Consider the following 15804-nt stretch of genomic DNA (forward strand, 5'->3'; position numbering starts at 1 on the left):
GCGCCCGCCTCTCCACCCCCGGCCGCCGGAGGCGCCTTCGCGCCGCTGCGCCGGCCGGTGTTCGCCGTGCTGTGGGGCGCCACCGTGCTGGGCAATACCGGCAGCTTCATGCGCGACGTGGCCAGCGCCTGGATCGTCACCGATCTATCCGCCTCCCCGGCCGCCGTGGGCATGGTGCAGGCCGCCGCCATGCTGCCGGTGTTCCTGCTCGCCATTCCCGCCGGGGTGCTCTCCGACATCCTCGACCGCCGCCGCTTCCTCATCGGCATCCAGCTCGGCCTCGGGGCGGTGAGCGTGGCGCTCATGCTGCTGTCCATGAGCGGCCTCATGACCGTGTCGTCGCTGGTGGCGCTCACCTTCCTCGGCGGCGTGGGCGCGGCGCTGATGGCGCCCACCTGGCAATCCATCGTACCCGAGCTGGTGCCCCGTCCCGAGCTGAAGAGCGCGGTGGCGCTGAACTCGCTGGGCATCAACATCGCCCGCTCCATCGGCCCGGCGGTGGGCGGCCTGCTGCTCGCCTCCTTCGGCGCGGCGGTGACCTATGGCGCCGACGTGGCGAGCTACGTGCTGGTCATCGCCGCCCTGTGGTGGTGGCGCCGGGACGCGGGCGCGCAGGACGAATTGTCCGAGCACTTCACCGGCGCCTTCCGCGCCGGCCTGCGCTATGCCCGCGCCAGCCACGAGCTGCATGTGGTGCTGCTGCGCGCGGTGTTCTTCTTCTTCTTCGCCAGCGCGGTTTGGGCGCTGCTGCCGCTGGTGGCGCGGGAGCTGCTGAAGGGCGACGCCGCCTATTACGGCGTGCTGCTGGGCTCGGTGGGGGCCGGCGCCATCGGCGGCGCGCTGCTGCTGCCGCGCCTGCGCGCCTTCGCCAATGCCGACACTCTGGTGCTCGGCGCCGCTTTCGTCACCGCCGCCGCCACCGCGAGCCTCGCTTTCGCCCCGCCGCGCTGGCTTGCTCTGGCGGTGCTGCTGGCCATGGGCGGGGCGTGGATCATCGCCCTCACCACCCTCAACGCCACCGCCCAATCCATCCTGCCCAACTGGGTGCGCGGGCGGGCGCTGGCGGTCTATCTCACGGCCTTCAACGGCGCCATGGCCGGCGGCAGCATCACCTGGGGTCTGGTGGCGCAGGAGATCGGGCTGGCGGGGGCGCTGCTGGTGGCCGGCGCGGGCCTTGTGGTGGCCGGGCTCGTACTCCACCGGGTGAGGCTGCCGGCGGGCGAGGCCGACCTCACTCCCGCCATGCACTGGCCCGAACCCCTGCTCGCCGCCCCCGTGGAGAACGACCGCGGCCCGGTGCTCATCCTCATCGAGTATCGCATTGCCCCGGAAGACCGCCCGGCCTTCCTCGATGCCCTGTACCGCCTCTCCGCCGCCCGCCGGCGCGACGGCGCCTACAATTGGGGCGTCACCGAGGATGCCGCCGATCCGTCGCTCATGGTGGAATGGTTCATGGTGGAGTCCTGGGCCGAGCACCTGCGCCAGCATCGCCGGGTCTCCCACGCGGACGCCGACGTGCAGGCCGGCGTGCTGAAATTCCACCGGGGGGACCAGCCGCCCCAGGTGCGCCACCTGATCGGGGCCGCCCCTCCCGCCCGGGGGCCGGGCGGGCATCCCTGACCGCGCGATGCGGACGGGGGCGGCGCCGGACAGGGTGATCCGGCGCCGCCCTGAAGATCATGATACCACCAAACCGAAGTCGCGCCGAAGGCCGGCCTTTCGCCGGAACGTCGCCGGGAATCCGGTGCCGATATCGGCGAACCTCCTGAACCCCGCGCCGCCCTGCCGCGGGATCTGGCCTCAGGCCGGATTCTCCAGGTTGAACTGGCGGGTGTGCTCGTCATAGCCGAACACTTCGCCGTAGCGCCCCCAGGTGATGAGGGCCCGGAGCGTCGTCTCGGCGAAGTCCTCGGACATGTAGTCCTCCAGCTCCTCCGAAAAGCGCGTTAACGGCGCCTTGTGGCTCGGCCGCTCGTCCAGCACCCGCCGGATGAGCGCCGCCAGCGGCACGTAAGCCAGAAGATGCTCGGCGAACAGGCGCTTGCGCGCATCCACATCCAGGTCCGCGAAACGCCGGCCGGCGTCCGTGAGGGTCACGTCGCCCTCCTCCAGCTCCGCAAATCGCATCAGCTGGAGCGTCTCGACGATGGGGAACAGCTCGTCAACCTCCATCTGCAGCGTGGCCGCAAGGTCCGGCAGGTCGGCCTTGCCGGCGTAGGGCGGCGCGGCCAGCGCCTCCATCAGGCCGGAGATCAGGTTGGTGGAGATGTGCGGCAGCGCCATGCCGATGCCGGTGCCGGGGAAGGCCCCCTCGTCCTTGCGCTCCTCCTTTTCCTGCGGCATGCGCTGGGTCATGCGGGCATAGATGTCGTCCACGATGGCGCGGAACACCGGGTCGATGCGGGAGCGCGGATGCGGCATGTCGATGGCGATCTGCGCCGCCACGCGCCCGGGATTGGACGAGAAGATGAGGATGCGGTCGCACATCAGCACCGCCTCCTCGATGTTGTGCGTCACCATCAGGATGGACTTGATGGGCAGCCGCCCCTCGATCCACAGGTCGATGAGGTCGGTGCGCAAGGTCTCGGCGGTCAGCACGTCCAGCGCCGAGAAGGGCTCGTCCATCAGCATCAGGCGCGGATGCACCACCAAAGCGCGGGCAAAGCCCACGCGCTGGCGCATGCCGCCGGACAATTCCTTGGGATAGGCGCTCTCGAAGCCGTCGAGGCCGATGAGGTCGATCGCCTCGATGGCCCGCCGCCGGCGCTCCGCCGCCGGCACGCCAATGGCCTCCAGCCCCACCTCCACATTCTCCAGCACCGTGAGCCAGGGAAAGAGAGCGAAGCTCTGGAACACCATGGACAGGCCCTCGCAGGGGCCGCTCACCGGCCTGCCGCACCATTCCACGCGGCCCGAAGTGGGCTTCACGAGGCCGGAGATGATGCGCAGCAGCGTGGACTTGCCCGAGCCCGAGCGGCCGAGCAGGCCCACCACCTCGCCCTCGCGGATGGTGAGGGACACGTCGTCCAGCACCACGAGGTCGGCATTGTCGCCCTTGGCATAGACCTGCCGCACGCCGGAGACGCTGACGAGGGTCGGGAACTCGGTCTCGGAGCGCGGCGTCGCGCGATCGATCACGGTCATGATCCCCTCCTTCAATCGAGGCGCAGGCGGCGGCCGGCGAAGGCGTAGAGCGGGCGCCAGAGCATGCGGTTGAACAGGATGACGAACAGCGACATCACGGCGATGCCGAGCACGATGCGCGGATAGTCGCCTGCCGCCGTGGCATCGGCGATGTAGGCGCCGACGCCATGGGCACGCAGCGTGGTCGAGCCCCAGCTTGCCACCTCGGCGACGATGGAGGCGTTCCACGAGCCGCCGCTCGCGGTGATGGCGCCGGTGACGTAATAGGGAAAGATCCCCGGCAGCATCACCTTGCGCCACCAGTTGAAGCCCCGGATGCGGAAGGTGGAGGCCGCCTCCTTGAGGTCGTTGGGGAAGGCGCTGGCCCCGGCCACCACGTTGAACAGGATGTACCATTGGGTGCCCAGCACCATCAGCGGCGACAACCAGATGTCCGGGTCGAGCCCGAGCCGCACGATGGCCACCACCGCGAAGGGAAACACGATGTTGGCCGGGAAGGCGGCGAGGAACTGGGCCAGCGGTTGCACCCGCCTTGCCCAGCGGGGCCGCAGCCCGATCCATACCCCGACCGGCACCCAGATCAGGGTCGCCAGCGCGATCAGCACCACCACCCGGATCATGGTGAGCACGCCAAGGCCCAGCACCTGGATCACCTCGGGCAGGGTCAGCTCGGTGGCGACGAAGGAGGCGATGACAAAAAGCGCATAGGCGGCCGCGGCGAACACCAGCGCCAGCCAGATCCCCTCCGCCCACGGGCTGGCCCAGGCGCTTTCCACGGCGTGGCGGGTATCCTGCGACACCGGTGCGGAAAAGGCGAGGCGCTGGCGCGGCACCGCCGCCAGCATGGCGCCCAAAGGCTGGAGCATGCGCTGGAACACGAAGGTGCGGCGGGCGGCCGACAACAGCCAGGAGCGCGGCGCCGGGCCGCCGGCGGAGGTCTCCACCCGGAACTTGTCGGCCCACGCCACCAGCGGGCGGAACAGCAGCTGGTCATAGAGCAGGATCACCGCCAGCATGGCGAGCACCGCCCAGCCCACGGCGGCGAGATTCTGCTCCTTGATGGCGAGCGCCACGTAGGAGCCGACGCCCGGCAGGGTGATGGTGGTGTCGCCCACCGAGATGGCCTCGGAGGCCACCACGAAGAACCAGCCCCCCGACATGGACATCATGGTGTTCCACACCAGGCCCGGCATGGAGAACGGCACCTCCAGCCGCCAGAAGCGCTGCCAGCCGGTGAGGCGAAAGCTGCGGGTGGCTTCGTCGAGGTCGCGCGGCACCGTCTTCAGCGACTGGTAGAAGCTGAAGGTCATGTTCCAGGCCTGGCTGGTGAAGATGGCGAAGATGGCCGCCAGTTCCACCCCCAGCACCCGGCCGGGAAACAGCGACATGAAGCCGACCACGGTGAAGGAGAGGAAACCCAGCACCGGCACCGACTGGAGGATGTCCAGCATGGGGACGAGCACCATCTCCGCCCGCCGGCTTTTGGCCGCCAGCGCACCATAGGCGAAGGTGAAGACCAGCGAGGCGACGATGGCCGCCAGCATGCGCATGGTGGTGCGCAGCGCATATTCCGGCAGCATGGCCGGATCGAGCGAGACCGGCGCGAGATCGAGTTCAGCCAGCGGCGCCAGGGTCTCCTTGCCGCCATGGACCAGGAGAATGAGCCCGCCGAACAGCAGGCCGAACGCCAGCGCGTCCCAGAGGTTCGGCGCAAACGCACGCCGGCGGCCCGCTTCCAGGGCCGGGTGATGCATCGTCATGAGGAAGGGTCCGATTTCGGCGTGAGGGATCGGCCGGCCGGAGCATCCCGGGCCGCCCGGAACCAACCCGCGCCAGAGCCATGCTCAACGCATCGCGCTCGAAGGGGTCCCGGGGGCAGGCCCGAACGGCCTGCCCCGCCCGGAACGGCTCCGGATCACGGCCACGCGTCGCCGCGCGCAGCGGCGTCAGCGCCGACTTCGGTCCCGTCCGGCGGCGCCGGTCGCCCAGACGCGATGCCTTGGGAACAGGGGCTTGCGCAACGGGTGTGTGCGGAAAGGAAGCGTCCGCATGGGTTCACCTTTCATCCCGGAGCCGGCCGGCGGCGGGAGAACGAACCGGACGCGAAAGGTCAGGTCCGTGCCGCTGCGAGCAGGCTCAAGCTAGATCGACTGGAACTGTCCATCAGAGGAACGACTTTCGATTGACCGGTACGCGGGCCGTTGGGCCCGCCTATCGCGCCGGGAAACGAGGAGGTCAAGGCCTTTTTGCAATGCGGCAACCGGCCTTCGGGAGCCGCCCTAAGGGCAGGTGCGAACGCCTTGCCATCTGCTCCCGAGTTCCACCCTGCGGCAACGCGGCACCAACCAGATGGTGCACAGGCCCACTTGGCGTATCGACGTGGTCCCGGTACGCGGCTATTGTCCCTGCGTTTTCTGGGAAATGCCTCCCCTGACCGGCGTCCATGCCGGCGGGGAGACGGCAGGCCGGCCTGAACGCTGTCCGCAACCGGGATCCAGCCGGTGGCCAGGGTCGCCCCCCTGCCGCATCCCGGCGGACCGAGCGGACGACGCCAGCAGCGCCTCCCGAGCGGACGACAAGGAGCGGACCCGATGGATTTCGATCCGGTGACCCTCGCGCGCATTCAGTTCGCTTTCACGGTTTCCTTCCACGTCATCTTCCCCGCCTTCACCATCGGCCTGTCCGCCTTCATCGCGACGCTGGAGCTGATCTGGCTGAAGACCGGGCGCGACGTGTACCACCGGCTCGCGCGGTTCTGGACCAAGATCTTCGCCGTGTCCTTCGCCATGGGCGTGGTGTCCGGCATCGTTTTGTCCTACCAGTTCGGCACCAACTGGAGTCGCTACGCGGAGTTCGTCGGCTCGGTGGTGGCGCCGCTCATCGGCTTCGAGGTGCTCACCGCCTTCTTCCTGGAGGCGACCTTCCTCGGCATCATGCTGTTCGGCTGGAACCGGGTGCCGCCGTGGCTGCATGTGCTGTCGTGCTGCGTGGTGGCGTTCGGCACCTTCATGTCGGCCTTCTGGATCCTCGCCGCCAACAGCTGGATGCAGACCCCCGCCGGCTTCGAGCTTCGCGATGGCCTCGCCTATCCGCTGGACTGGCTGCAGATCATCTTCAACCCGAGCTTCCACTGGCGCCTGCCGCACATGCTGCTCGCGGCCTATCTCACCACGTCGCTGGTGGTGCTGTCGGTGGGCGCGCGCTACCTCCTCGCGGGGAAGTTCCCCGAGGAATCGCGGGTGATGATGGTGATGGGCATCGGCATGCTGGCCATCGTCGGCCCTATCCAGGCCTTCGTCGGCGACAGCCACGGCCTCAACTCCGCCCACTACCAGCCGGCCAAGATCGCGGCGGTGGAAGCCCACTGGGACAGCTCCAAGCCCGCGCCGCTGGTGCTGTTCGCGTGGCCCGACGAGAAGGCGGAGAAGAATCTCTACGAGATCTCGATCCCGCGCGGCGCCTCGCTGATGATCACCCACAATCTGGACGGCCTGTTCCCCGGCCTCAAGGATTTCGCGCCGCAGGACCGCCCGCCGGTGCTGGGCCCCTTCTTCGGCTTCCGCGCCATGGTGGGCGTGGGCGTGATCATGATCCTTCTGGGCTGGATCGGCGCCTGGCTGATCTACCGGGATGAGGAGACCATCACCCGCTGGTATCTGCGCATCTGCTCCTGGGCGTGGCCGCTGGGCTTCATCGCCATCCTGTCGGGCTGGATCGTCACCGAGCAGGGCCGTCAGCCCTGGGTGGTGGAAGGGCTGCTGCGCACCGAGGATGCCATGTCGCCCCTCGCCGGCTGGACCGTGGCGCTGACGCTGGGCCTGTTCCTCCTCGTCTACGGCATCATCTTCGCCACCGGCATCTACTTCATGAACCGCCTCATCGTGCGCGGTCCCGGCGGCACGCTGATCGAGCCCCCGGCCAGGGAGCGGCCGACTCGGCCGCTGGCCGCCGCCCACGGCGAAGGCCAGATGACGCCGGGCGGCTGACCCCGGCATGAGCAAGCTCGTCCCTTCAACCGACGCGTGAGAGGATCCAAGCCATGGAATGGTATCTCCCCGTCATCTGGGGCCTCATCATCGGTGTCGCCGTCATCATGTACGTGGTGCTCGACGGCTTCGACCTGGGCATCGGCATCCTCTTTCCGTTCGCGAAGGAGGAGCGCGAGCGCGACACCATGATGAATACGGTGGCACCGTTCTGGGACGGCAACGAGACCTGGCTCATCCTCGGCGGCGGCGGCCTGTGGGTCGCCTTCCCCAAGGCCTATGCGGTGGTGATGCCGGCGCTCTACCTGCCCGTCATCATCATGCTGCTCGCTTTGGTGTTCCGCGGCGTGGCCTTCGAGTTCCGCTGGGTCGCCATGACCAGCCGGCGCTGGTGGAATGCCGCCTTCGCGGGCGGCTCGCTGGTGGCGGCCTTCGCGCAGGGCGTGATTCTCGGCGGGCTGGTGCAGGGCATCACGGTCAAGGACGGCGCCTTCGCCGGCGGGCCGCTGGACTGGGCGACGCCGTTCGCCGCCTTGTGCGGCATCGGCGTCGTGATCGGCTACGCCCTGCTCGGCGCCACCTGGCTCATCATGAAAACCGAAGGCACGGTGGCGGAACGGGCGCGGGCCCAAGCGGTGCCGCTGCTGCTCGCCGTGCTGGCGCTGATGGCCGCGGTCAGCCTGTGGACCCCCATCGCGTTCGAGCGCATCGCCACCCGCTGGTTCTCCCAGCCCAACATCTTCTTCCTCGCGCCGGTGCCCATCGTCACCGTGCTCGTCGCCCTCGCCGTGCTGCACTGGCTGAAGAGCGGGCGCGAGATACTGCCCTTCCTCGGCACCGTCGGCTTGTTCCTGCTCGGCTTCGTGGGCCTCGCCATCTCCACCTTCCCCTATCTGGTGCCCCCCAGCCTCACCGTGTGGCAGACCGCAGCCGCGGCGCCCAGCCAGATCCTGATGCTGTTCGGCGTCATCTTCCTGCTGCCGGTGGTGCTGGGCTACATGGCGTTCGTCTACTGGATCTTCCGCGGCAAGGTCCGCGAGGGCGAGGGGTATCACTGAGGGGCCGGGCGGCCTGACGCCGCCCTCAGTCCGCCTCCTCCATCGCTCCGTCCGCCGGGAACAGGCCCAGCTGCTGCTCGCGCACCGGCGCGAAGGACCGCCGGTGGTGCAGGCAGGGGCCGTGGGCGCGCAGGGCCGCGCCGTGCTCCGGCGTGCCATAGCCCATGTGGCGCTCGAAGCCGTAGGCCGGGAAAGCCGCGCCGACGCCCGCCATCAGCCGGTCGCGCACCACCTTGGCCACGATGGAGGCTGCGGCGATGGAGGCGATGAGCCCGTCGCCCCCCACCACCGCCTCGACCCGGCAGGCCACAGGGGGCGGGTCGTTGCCGTCCACCAGCAGGAAGGCCGGCCGGCAGGGTAGCGCCCGCACCGCGTTCGCGAGCGCCCACAAGGTCGCCTGCCGGATGTTGTCGCGGTCGATGCGCGCCGGCGGAGCGAGGGAAACGGCGACCTCCGCGGTGGCGCAGATCTCCAGGTAGAGCGCCTCGCGCTTCGCCCGCGTCAGCTTCTTCGAATCATCGAGCCCCTGCGGCACCCGCTCCGGATCGAGCACCACGGCCGCGGCCACCACGGGCCCGGCCAGCGGCCCGCGCCCGACCTCGTCGGCGCCGGCCACGGGAGCAAGCCCCGTCCTGTAGAGCACCCGCTCGCGGGAGAAATCGAGCCCCACCCAGCCGGCCGCACCGTCCCCCTCCTTCGCCGGCCGGCCGCGCCGCTTCGGCCTGCCGCGAACCGGCGGTGAAGAAGGCGGCTGGACTTTGGGGCGGGACGCCATGGGAAACATCAACCCTGGTCAGCTGGGGCCGGGCCGTCCCGGACGAGTCGGGGCCCGTACGTCTGATAGCATGGAACCCAGCGACGGGCTGGGCATTGCTCCCGTCACGATGTAAGCCCATCTTCCATATCGTGTCCAAGGCCGCCTTCGGGGCATGGCCCGGACGCCTGTCGGGAGGCATGCCATGCGTTGGGAGGATTTCCGCTCCAGCGACAATGTGGAGGACCGGCGCGGAGATGGCGGCGGGGGCGGCTTCCGCATGCCCGGCGGCCGCGGCGGGCTCGGCATCGGTACCATCATCATCGTGGGCCTGGTGGGCTGGGCGCTCGGCATCAATCCGGCCATCCTCATCGGCGGGCTCGAGGCCATCAACGGCATGGGCGGCGGCAACGCGCCCCAGCAGCAGGCCGCGCCGCGCCCGGGCCCGCAGACGCCCCCCAAGGACGATCTGGGCCGCTTCGCCGCCGCCGTGCTCGCCCAGACCGAGGACGTGTGGACCGAGCTGTTCCGCGCCGAGGGCAAGACCTATCAGGATCCCAAGCTGGTGCTGTTCTCCGGCGCCACGCGCTCGGCCTGCGGCGGCGCCCAGTCGGCCATGGGGCCGTTCTATTGCCCGCTCGACCAGAAGGTCTATCTCGACCTCTCCTTCTTCCAGGAGATGAAGAGCCGGTTCAAGGCGCCGGGCGACTTCGCCGCCGCCTATGTGATCGCCCACGAGGTGGGCCATCATGTGGAGAACCTCATCGGCATCCTGCCCAAGGTGCAGCAGGCGCAGGCGCGCGCCTCCTCCCGCGCCGAGGCGAACAATCTCTCGGTCCGCGTGGAACTGATGGCCGACTGCCTTGCGGGGGTGTGGGCCTACCACGCCAACGCCCGCTTCCGCATCCTGGAACAGGGCGACGTGGAAGAGGCGCTGAACGCCGCCAGCGCCATCGGCGACGACCGCTTGCAGAAGCAGTCGCAGGGCTATGCCGTGCCCGACAGCTTCACCCACGGCTCCTCGCAGCAGCGGGTGAACTGGTTCACGCGCGGGCTGAAGACCGGTTCCATGCAGCAGTGCAACACGTTTTCCGGGCCGATCTGACGCGGGGGGTCTCGAACCTCCCTTGCATTCGGGCTGAAAGTCCGCCCCAATTCCCGCCTGCCTCCACCGCAGGCGCACCTGCGGGGCGGCCATGCCAAGGCCGGCGCACCCTCCCGCCAGTGGAGCCGGGCGGCGGCGGGGAAACGCCATGGATGCGACGCCCGACGCGGACGAGGTCTCGAACCAGCCGCCGCCCTATGCCGACGTGAACCTCGCCGCCGGCGATCCGGCGCTCGCCGCCGTGGCCGACCGCTCCGGCCTCAACGGGGCGCTCTTCGCCTTCGGCGCCCAGTGGGGCGGGTCGGACCAGCTCGCCCTCGGCCGCCTCGCCAATGAGAACCCACCCGAACTGCACAGCCACGACCCCCAGGGCCGGCGCTGCGACGTGGTGGAGTTCCACCCCGCGTATCACGCGCTGATGGCACAGAGCATGGAAGCGGGGCTCCACTGCTCCAGCTGGGACGGCCCGGCGCGCCCCGCGCAGGCGCGGCGCGGCAACGCCCAGCGCGCGGCGCGGCTCTATGTGGTGAGCCAGGTGGAGGCGGGCCATGTGTGCCCCCTCACCATGACCCACGCCGCCCCCGCCAGCCTTGCCGCCGCGCCGGAATTGCTGCGCGATTTCCTGCCCCGCATCCGCGGCCGCAATTATGACGGGCGCTTCCTGCCGTTCTGGGAGAAGGCCTCCATCACCGTCGGCATGGGCATGACGGAGCGCCAGGGCGGCACCGACGTGCGCTCCAACACCACGCGGGCCACGCCCGTCGGCGGCAGCGAATACGAGATCACCGGCGCCAAATGGTTCTTCTCGGCGCCCATGAGCGACGCCTTCCTGGTGCTGGCCCAGGCGCCCGGCGGCCTGACCGCCTTCCTCATGCCCCGCTTCCGGCCCGACGGCGGCGTGAACGCGCTGCGCCTCGTGCGGCTCAAGCGCAAGCTGGGCAACCGCTCGAATGCCTCCAGCGAGGTGGAGTTCGAGCGCGCCTTCGCCTGGCGGGTGGGCGAGGAGGGGCGCGGCATCCCCACCCTCATCGAGATGGTGCAGCTGACGCGGCTCGACTGTGCCGTCTCCTCCGCCGCCCTCATGCGCGCGGCCTTTGCGCGGGCGCTGCACCACGCCCGCCACCGCACCGTGTTCCAGAAGAAGCTGGTGGACCAGCCGGCCATGGCCATGGTGCTGGCGGACCTGGCGCTCGACCAGGAGGCGTTTGCCGCCCTCGCCTTCCGCCTCGCCGCGAGCTTCGACGCAGCCGCCGGCTGCGCCACCGAGGCGGCGCGCGCCCGGGTCCTGACCCCGGTGGTGAAGTTCGCGGTCTGCAAGGCGGCGCCGGCCTTCATCGCCGAGGCCATGGAGGTGCTGGGCGGCAACGGCTACGTGGAGGATTGCGCCCTGCCGCGGATCTATCGCGAGGCGCCGGTGAACGCCATCTGGGAGGGCTCGGGCAATGTGATGGCCCTCGACCTCACCCGCATCGCCTTCCGCGAGCCGGACCTGGTAGCGGCCATTCTCGACGATCTCCGGGAGCGCGCCCGCGGCCTGCCCGGCGCCGCGGCCACGGCCGACACCGTATCCGAGTGCCTGCGCTCCGGAGACCGGGAGGCGCACGCGCGCCGGGCCGCCGAGGCCCTGGCCCTGCTTGCCGCTGCGGCAGCGCTGTGCGAATCAGCCCCGCCCGCGGTGGCCGAGGCCTTCGCCGCCACCCGCCTCGCCGCGCCGCGCGGCATCTATGGCGCAACCGCGCTGGAGGCGGTGCGCGACCTTCTCCTCGCACGGGCGTCCGCCGCGTGACCGGGACCGGTGGCCGGCGCGGCGCAACACTCTGCCGCCGCGCTCTTGCCTCCCGCGGCCAGGCATGCGAAGGACGGCCGATCGAACGGCGCCGCCGCGGAGGAACCCTTCCGCGCGAGCCGTTCGGCGTCGGCCATTGAAACCTCTTGCAGCCTTCGCTATAGGGGCCGACAACTCATTCCGAAGGGGCCCTGCGGCCAACCCTCGGCCCTGGCCCAAGTCCTGGCCCAAGTCCCTGCATGATGCCTGAAGGCATGATGCGCGGGCCGGCCGCGAGCAGGGCGGCCGAGCACACGAGAGGCGTCAGTCCATGTCTTCGACGTTCGACACGGTGGCCAACATCATTGCGGAAACCTGCGATATTCCGCGGGACACCATCACGCCGGACAGCCACGCCATCGACGACCTGGGCATCGACAGCCTCGACTTCCTGGACATTGCCTTCGCCATCGACAAGGCGTTCGGCATCAAGCTGCCGCTCGAGCAGTGGACCCAGGAAGTCAACGACGGCAAGGCGACCACCGAGCAGTATTTCGTGCTCAAGAACCTGTGCGCCCGCATCGACGAGTTGGTCGCTGCGAAGGCCGCGTGAGGCGCCTAGATGCGTCCTGAAGTCTTCAAGATGATCGACCGGGTCGTCACCATCGACCCGTCGCTTCAGAAGATCCACTGCCAGGGCCTGGTGCCGGAAGAGAGCTCCATCTTCGAGGGGCACTTCCCCGGCTATCCCATCATGCCCGGCGTGCTGCTCATCGAGGCCATGGCCCAGACCACGGGCTGGCTGGTGCTGGCCCGCAACCGCTTCAACAAGATGCCCTTCCTCGCCACCGTCAAGGAGGCGAAGCTCCGCACCTTCGTGCTGCCGGGCCAGAATCTCGACCTCTACTCCGAAATCCTCCACGAGGGCTCGGGCTTCGTCGTGGCGAAGACCCAGGCCATGCTCGAAGGCAAGCTCATCTGCTCCGCCGAGCTCACCTTCCGCGTGCTCCCCTGGCCCGAGGGCAAGATGAAGCCCGTGGTGATGAAGGTGGCCGAGCACGTCTCCTTCCCCCTTGCGGACTTTGCCGATGCCTGACGCGAACGCCGGCCGGCGCCGGATCCACCGCGACGTGTGGATCACCGGCATCGGCCTCGTCTCCTCCCTCGGGGAGGGGCTGGACGCCCATTGGGAAGCGCTCGCCTCCGGCGCCGCGCCTGTGACTGACGCCACCACCTACGCGCCCTACGTGGTCCACCCGCTCGTCAAGGTGAACTTCGACACCCAGATCCCCAAGAAGGGCGACCAGCGGCAGATGGAGCCCTGGCAGCGCATCGGCACCTATGCGGCCGGCCTTGCGCTCGACTCGGCGGGGATCGCCAAGAATACCGAGATCCTGTCGAAGACCGACATGATCGTGGCGGCGGGCGGCGGCGAGCGCGATTTCGCCGTGGACGCCTCCATCCTCAACGATCTGTCCACGTCCAACGATGCCGGACGGCTGCTCAACGAGCGCCTGCTGTCGGACCTGCGGCCCACGCTCTCGCTGGCCCAGCTCTCCAACCTGCTCGCCGGCAACATCTCCATCGTGCACGGCGTCACCGGCTCCTCGCGCACCTTCATGGGTGAGGAAAGCGCCGGCGTGGATGCGGCCCGCGTCGCCTATTCGCGCATTGCCGCCGGCCAGAGCGAGATCGCCCTCGTGGGCGGCGCCTACAATGCCGAGCGCGAGGACACGCTGCTCCTCAACGACCTCGACAATTTCTGCCTGAAGGGTGAACTAAAGCCGGTCTTCACCGCGCCGGGCATCGCCTCCGGCTCCATGGGCGCATTCCTGGTGCTCGAATCGCCGGAGCACGCCACGGCGCGCGGGGCCAAGCCCATCGCCAGGCTGTCCGGCGTGTGGTCGGAGCGGGCGAAGCGCGCGGTGGAAGGCGCCGTGGCCGAGAAGGTGACCGCGCTTCTGGCCACCGCCGGAACGCCGGCCGGCACCGCCGTCATTTCCGGCGCCACCGGCGCCCATGACGCCACCGAAGCCGAGCACGCGGCGCTGGCTGCCTCCGGCCTGCCGGTGCGCGCGGTGGCGAACCGCATGGGCCACGGCTTCGAGGCGCAGTTTATCGCCGGCCTGGCGCTGGCCGCCCTCGCCGTGTCGAAGGGCGCGCTGTTCCCGCCGTCCGCCGGCGATCCGCTGGAGCAGGCGGGGGACGGCGCCGAGCGCATCGTGGTGACGCAGGTGGGCCACTGGCGCGGCGAAGGCGCGGGGCTGGTGGAGAAGGCGTGAGGCTGGACCGGGGCGCCTTCTGCCTCAGCATTTTGCGGCGCTCCCGACCGGCTTTCGTATCGTCGCCGCGCCGCCGCTCCAGCAGGCTCGGGTTACGACATGACGGTCGCGGAAATGATGCGCGCCGGGCCTGCGGGACAGGACAAGGCGCCGACGCATTGTCCTTTCCGCCGCCTTCGGCTTATTTTCCGGACCCGCCGGCACGGACGCTCGCGCAGCAGCAGCTTGCGCGAGGCCGGGGGACACCATGGACGGCGCCTGGGGCGGGCGCGCTTCACGTAAAGGAGCCGCGAACATGACGCAGGCGCATCTGGACAAGTTCGGCCGCCCCATCGTGGTTGTGACGGGCATCGGCCTCGTCACCTCCCTCGGCCAGGGCAAGGAAGACAACTGGCGGCGCCTCACCGCCGGCGAATCGGGCATCCACACCATCACGCGCTTTCCCATCGAGGGCATGCGCACCACCATCGCCGGCACGGTGGATTTCCTGTTCGACGGCCGCGTCGCAGCCCCGAACCTGTCCGAGAAGCTGGCGACGCTGGCGGCGGAAGAAGCCATCGCCGAATCCGCCATCGGCTCGGACGGGGATTTTCCCGGCCCGCTGTTCGCGGCCGTGCCGCCCGTGGAGCTGGAATGGCCCGAGCGGCGGCAGCTCGCCGATGCGGTGGGGCACTACCCCATCGTCTATCATGACCTGCTCGGCGCGGCGGCCTCCGGCAAGTTCCGTCCCTGGCACGAGCGCTTCCTGTTCGGCTCGGTGGCGGACCGGCTCGCCGACCGCTTCGGCACCCGCGGCCAGCCCATCTCGCTGTCCACCGCCTGCGCGTCGGGGGCAACCGCCATCCAGCTCGGCGTCGAGGCCATCCGGCGCGGCGAGACCGATGTGGCGCTCTCCCTCGGCACTGACGGCTCGGTGCACCCGGAAGCGCTCATCCGCTTCTCGCTGCTCTCGGCGCTGACCACCGCCAACGACAATCCGGAGGGTGCCGCCCGCCCCTTCGCCAAGAACCGCGACGGCTTCGTCATGGCCGAGGGCGCCGCTGCATTGGTGCTGGAGAGCTATGAGCATGCGGTGGCGCGCGGGGCGAAGATCCTCGGCGTACTGGAAGGCTGCGGCGAGATGGCGGACAATTTCCACCGCACCCGCTCCAGCCCCGACGGCCGCCCCATCATCGGCTGCATGACCAATGCCTTCGCCGACGCGGGCGTGACCCCCGACGACGTGGACTACATCAACGCCCACGGCACCTCCACGCCGGAAAACGACCGCATGGAATATGTGGGCATGAAGGCCGTGTTCGGCGACGAGAAGCTGGCGCAGACCCCCATCTCGTCCAACAAGTCCATGATCGGCCATACGCTTACGGCGGCCGGCGCCATCGAGGCTGCGGTGTCGCTGCTCACCATCGCCCATGGCCGCATTCCGCCGACCATCAACTACAATATCCCGGACCCCGCCATTCCCCTCGACGTGGTGCCCAACGTGGCACGCGACGCGACGGTGCGCCGGGTCATCTCCAACTCCTTCGGCTTCGGCGGACAGAATGTCTGCCTGGTCATGGCGGGCGAGCCAGCGTGAAGGCAGGGTTTCAATACGCAGGTTGCCCCCTCTCCCGCTTGCGGGGGAGGGCCGGGGGGGGGGCAAGTCTCTCCGCCTGCGCCAGCCTTGAGGATTTCGTGCGGGACAGCCAGCGCAGCCCCCTCCCCAGC

General features: G+C 69.8%; 12 protein-coding genes. 9 read left to right on the forward strand and 3 right to left on the reverse strand.

What is annotated here, in order from left to right; all coding sequences use genetic code 11:
- On the forward strand, window positions 1-1620 hold a 1620-nt coding region (locus K9U40_RS18275), incomplete at its 5' end, for an MFS transporter (protein WP_282891567.1).
- A gap of 180 nt (window positions 1621-1800) precedes the next feature.
- On the opposite strand, the gene K9U40_RS18280 is transcribed toward K9U40_RS18275, so the two are convergent.
- On the reverse strand, window positions 1801-3144 hold the full coding sequence (locus tag K9U40_RS18280; protein WP_282891568.1) for an ABC transporter ATP-binding protein: 1344 nt from the start codon (window positions 3142-3144) through the stop codon (window positions 1801-1803).
- Window positions 3145-3155: 11 nt separating this feature from the next.
- The gene (locus tag K9U40_RS18285; protein WP_282891569.1) at window positions 3156-4904 is read right to left on the reverse strand and encodes an ABC transporter permease; all 1749 of its coding nucleotides are present in this window, start codon (window positions 4902-4904) and stop codon (window positions 3156-3158) included.
- An 831-nt stretch (window positions 4905-5735) separates the two neighbouring features.
- Between K9U40_RS18285 and K9U40_RS18290 the strand changes: the two genes are divergently transcribed.
- Together K9U40_RS18290 and cydB are read left to right on the forward strand one after the other, a co-directional pair.
- Window positions 5736-7130 (forward strand): cytochrome ubiquinol oxidase subunit I, encoded by a 1395-nt coding sequence (locus tag K9U40_RS18290; RefSeq protein ID WP_282891570.1) that lies wholly within the window; start codon window positions 5736-5738, stop codon window positions 7128-7130.
- Between the two features lie 53 nt (window positions 7131-7183).
- Complete coding sequence (gene cydB / locus K9U40_RS18295; protein WP_282891571.1) at window positions 7184-8188, forward strand: cytochrome d ubiquinol oxidase subunit II; 1005 nt, start codon at window positions 7184-7186, stop codon at window positions 8186-8188.
- Between the two features lie 25 nt (window positions 8189-8213).
- On the opposite strand, the gene K9U40_RS18300 is transcribed toward cydB, so the two are convergent.
- Window positions 8214-8963, reverse strand: a complete 750-nt coding sequence (locus K9U40_RS18300; RefSeq protein WP_282891572.1) for a ribonuclease HII — start codon at window positions 8961-8963, stop codon at window positions 8214-8216.
- Window positions 8964-9147: 184 nt separating this feature from the next.
- On the opposite strand from K9U40_RS18300, the gene ypfJ reads away from it, so the two are divergent.
- The 6 genes from ypfJ (at window position 9148) to K9U40_RS18330 (ending at window position 15673) form a co-directional block, all read left to right on the forward strand.
- Complete coding sequence (gene ypfJ, locus K9U40_RS18305; RefSeq protein ID WP_282891573.1) at window positions 9148-10047, forward strand: KPN_02809 family neutral zinc metallopeptidase; 900 nt, start codon at window positions 9148-9150, stop codon at window positions 10045-10047.
- 148 nt (window positions 10048-10195) lie between these two features.
- The gene (locus K9U40_RS18310; RefSeq protein ID WP_282891574.1) at window positions 10196-11833 is read left to right on the forward strand and encodes an acyl-CoA dehydrogenase family protein; all 1638 of its coding nucleotides are present in this window, start codon (window positions 10196-10198) and stop codon (window positions 11831-11833) included.
- A gap of 310 nt (window positions 11834-12143) precedes the next feature.
- Window positions 12144-12425: an acyl carrier protein gene (locus K9U40_RS18315; protein WP_012113283.1), complete on the forward strand. Its 282-nt coding sequence runs from the start codon at window positions 12144-12146 to the stop codon at window positions 12423-12425.
- 9 nt (window positions 12426-12434) lie between these two features.
- Entirely contained in the window at window positions 12435-12908 is a 474-nt protein-coding gene (locus tag K9U40_RS18320) for a 3-hydroxyacyl-ACP dehydratase FabZ family protein (RefSeq protein ID WP_282891575.1), read from the forward strand.
- Window positions 12901-14094 (forward strand): beta-ketoacyl-ACP synthase, encoded by a 1194-nt coding sequence (locus tag K9U40_RS18325; protein ID WP_282891576.1) that lies wholly within the window; start codon window positions 12901-12903, stop codon window positions 14092-14094. The genes K9U40_RS18320 and K9U40_RS18325 overlap by 8 nt, the downstream gene beginning before the upstream one ends.
- Before the next feature lie 295 nt (window positions 14095-14389).
- Window positions 14390-15673, forward strand: coding sequence for a beta-ketoacyl-ACP synthase (locus tag K9U40_RS18330; protein ID WP_282891577.1), 1284 nt, complete (start codon window positions 14390-14392; stop codon window positions 15671-15673).
- Window positions 15674-15804 lie beyond the last annotated feature (131 nt).

Origin of the sequence: Xanthobacter autotrophicus, assembly GCF_030015065.1 — a bacterium.
Taxonomy (GTDB): domain Bacteria; phylum Pseudomonadota; class Alphaproteobacteria; order Rhizobiales; family Xanthobacteraceae; genus Xanthobacter; species Xanthobacter autotrophicus_D.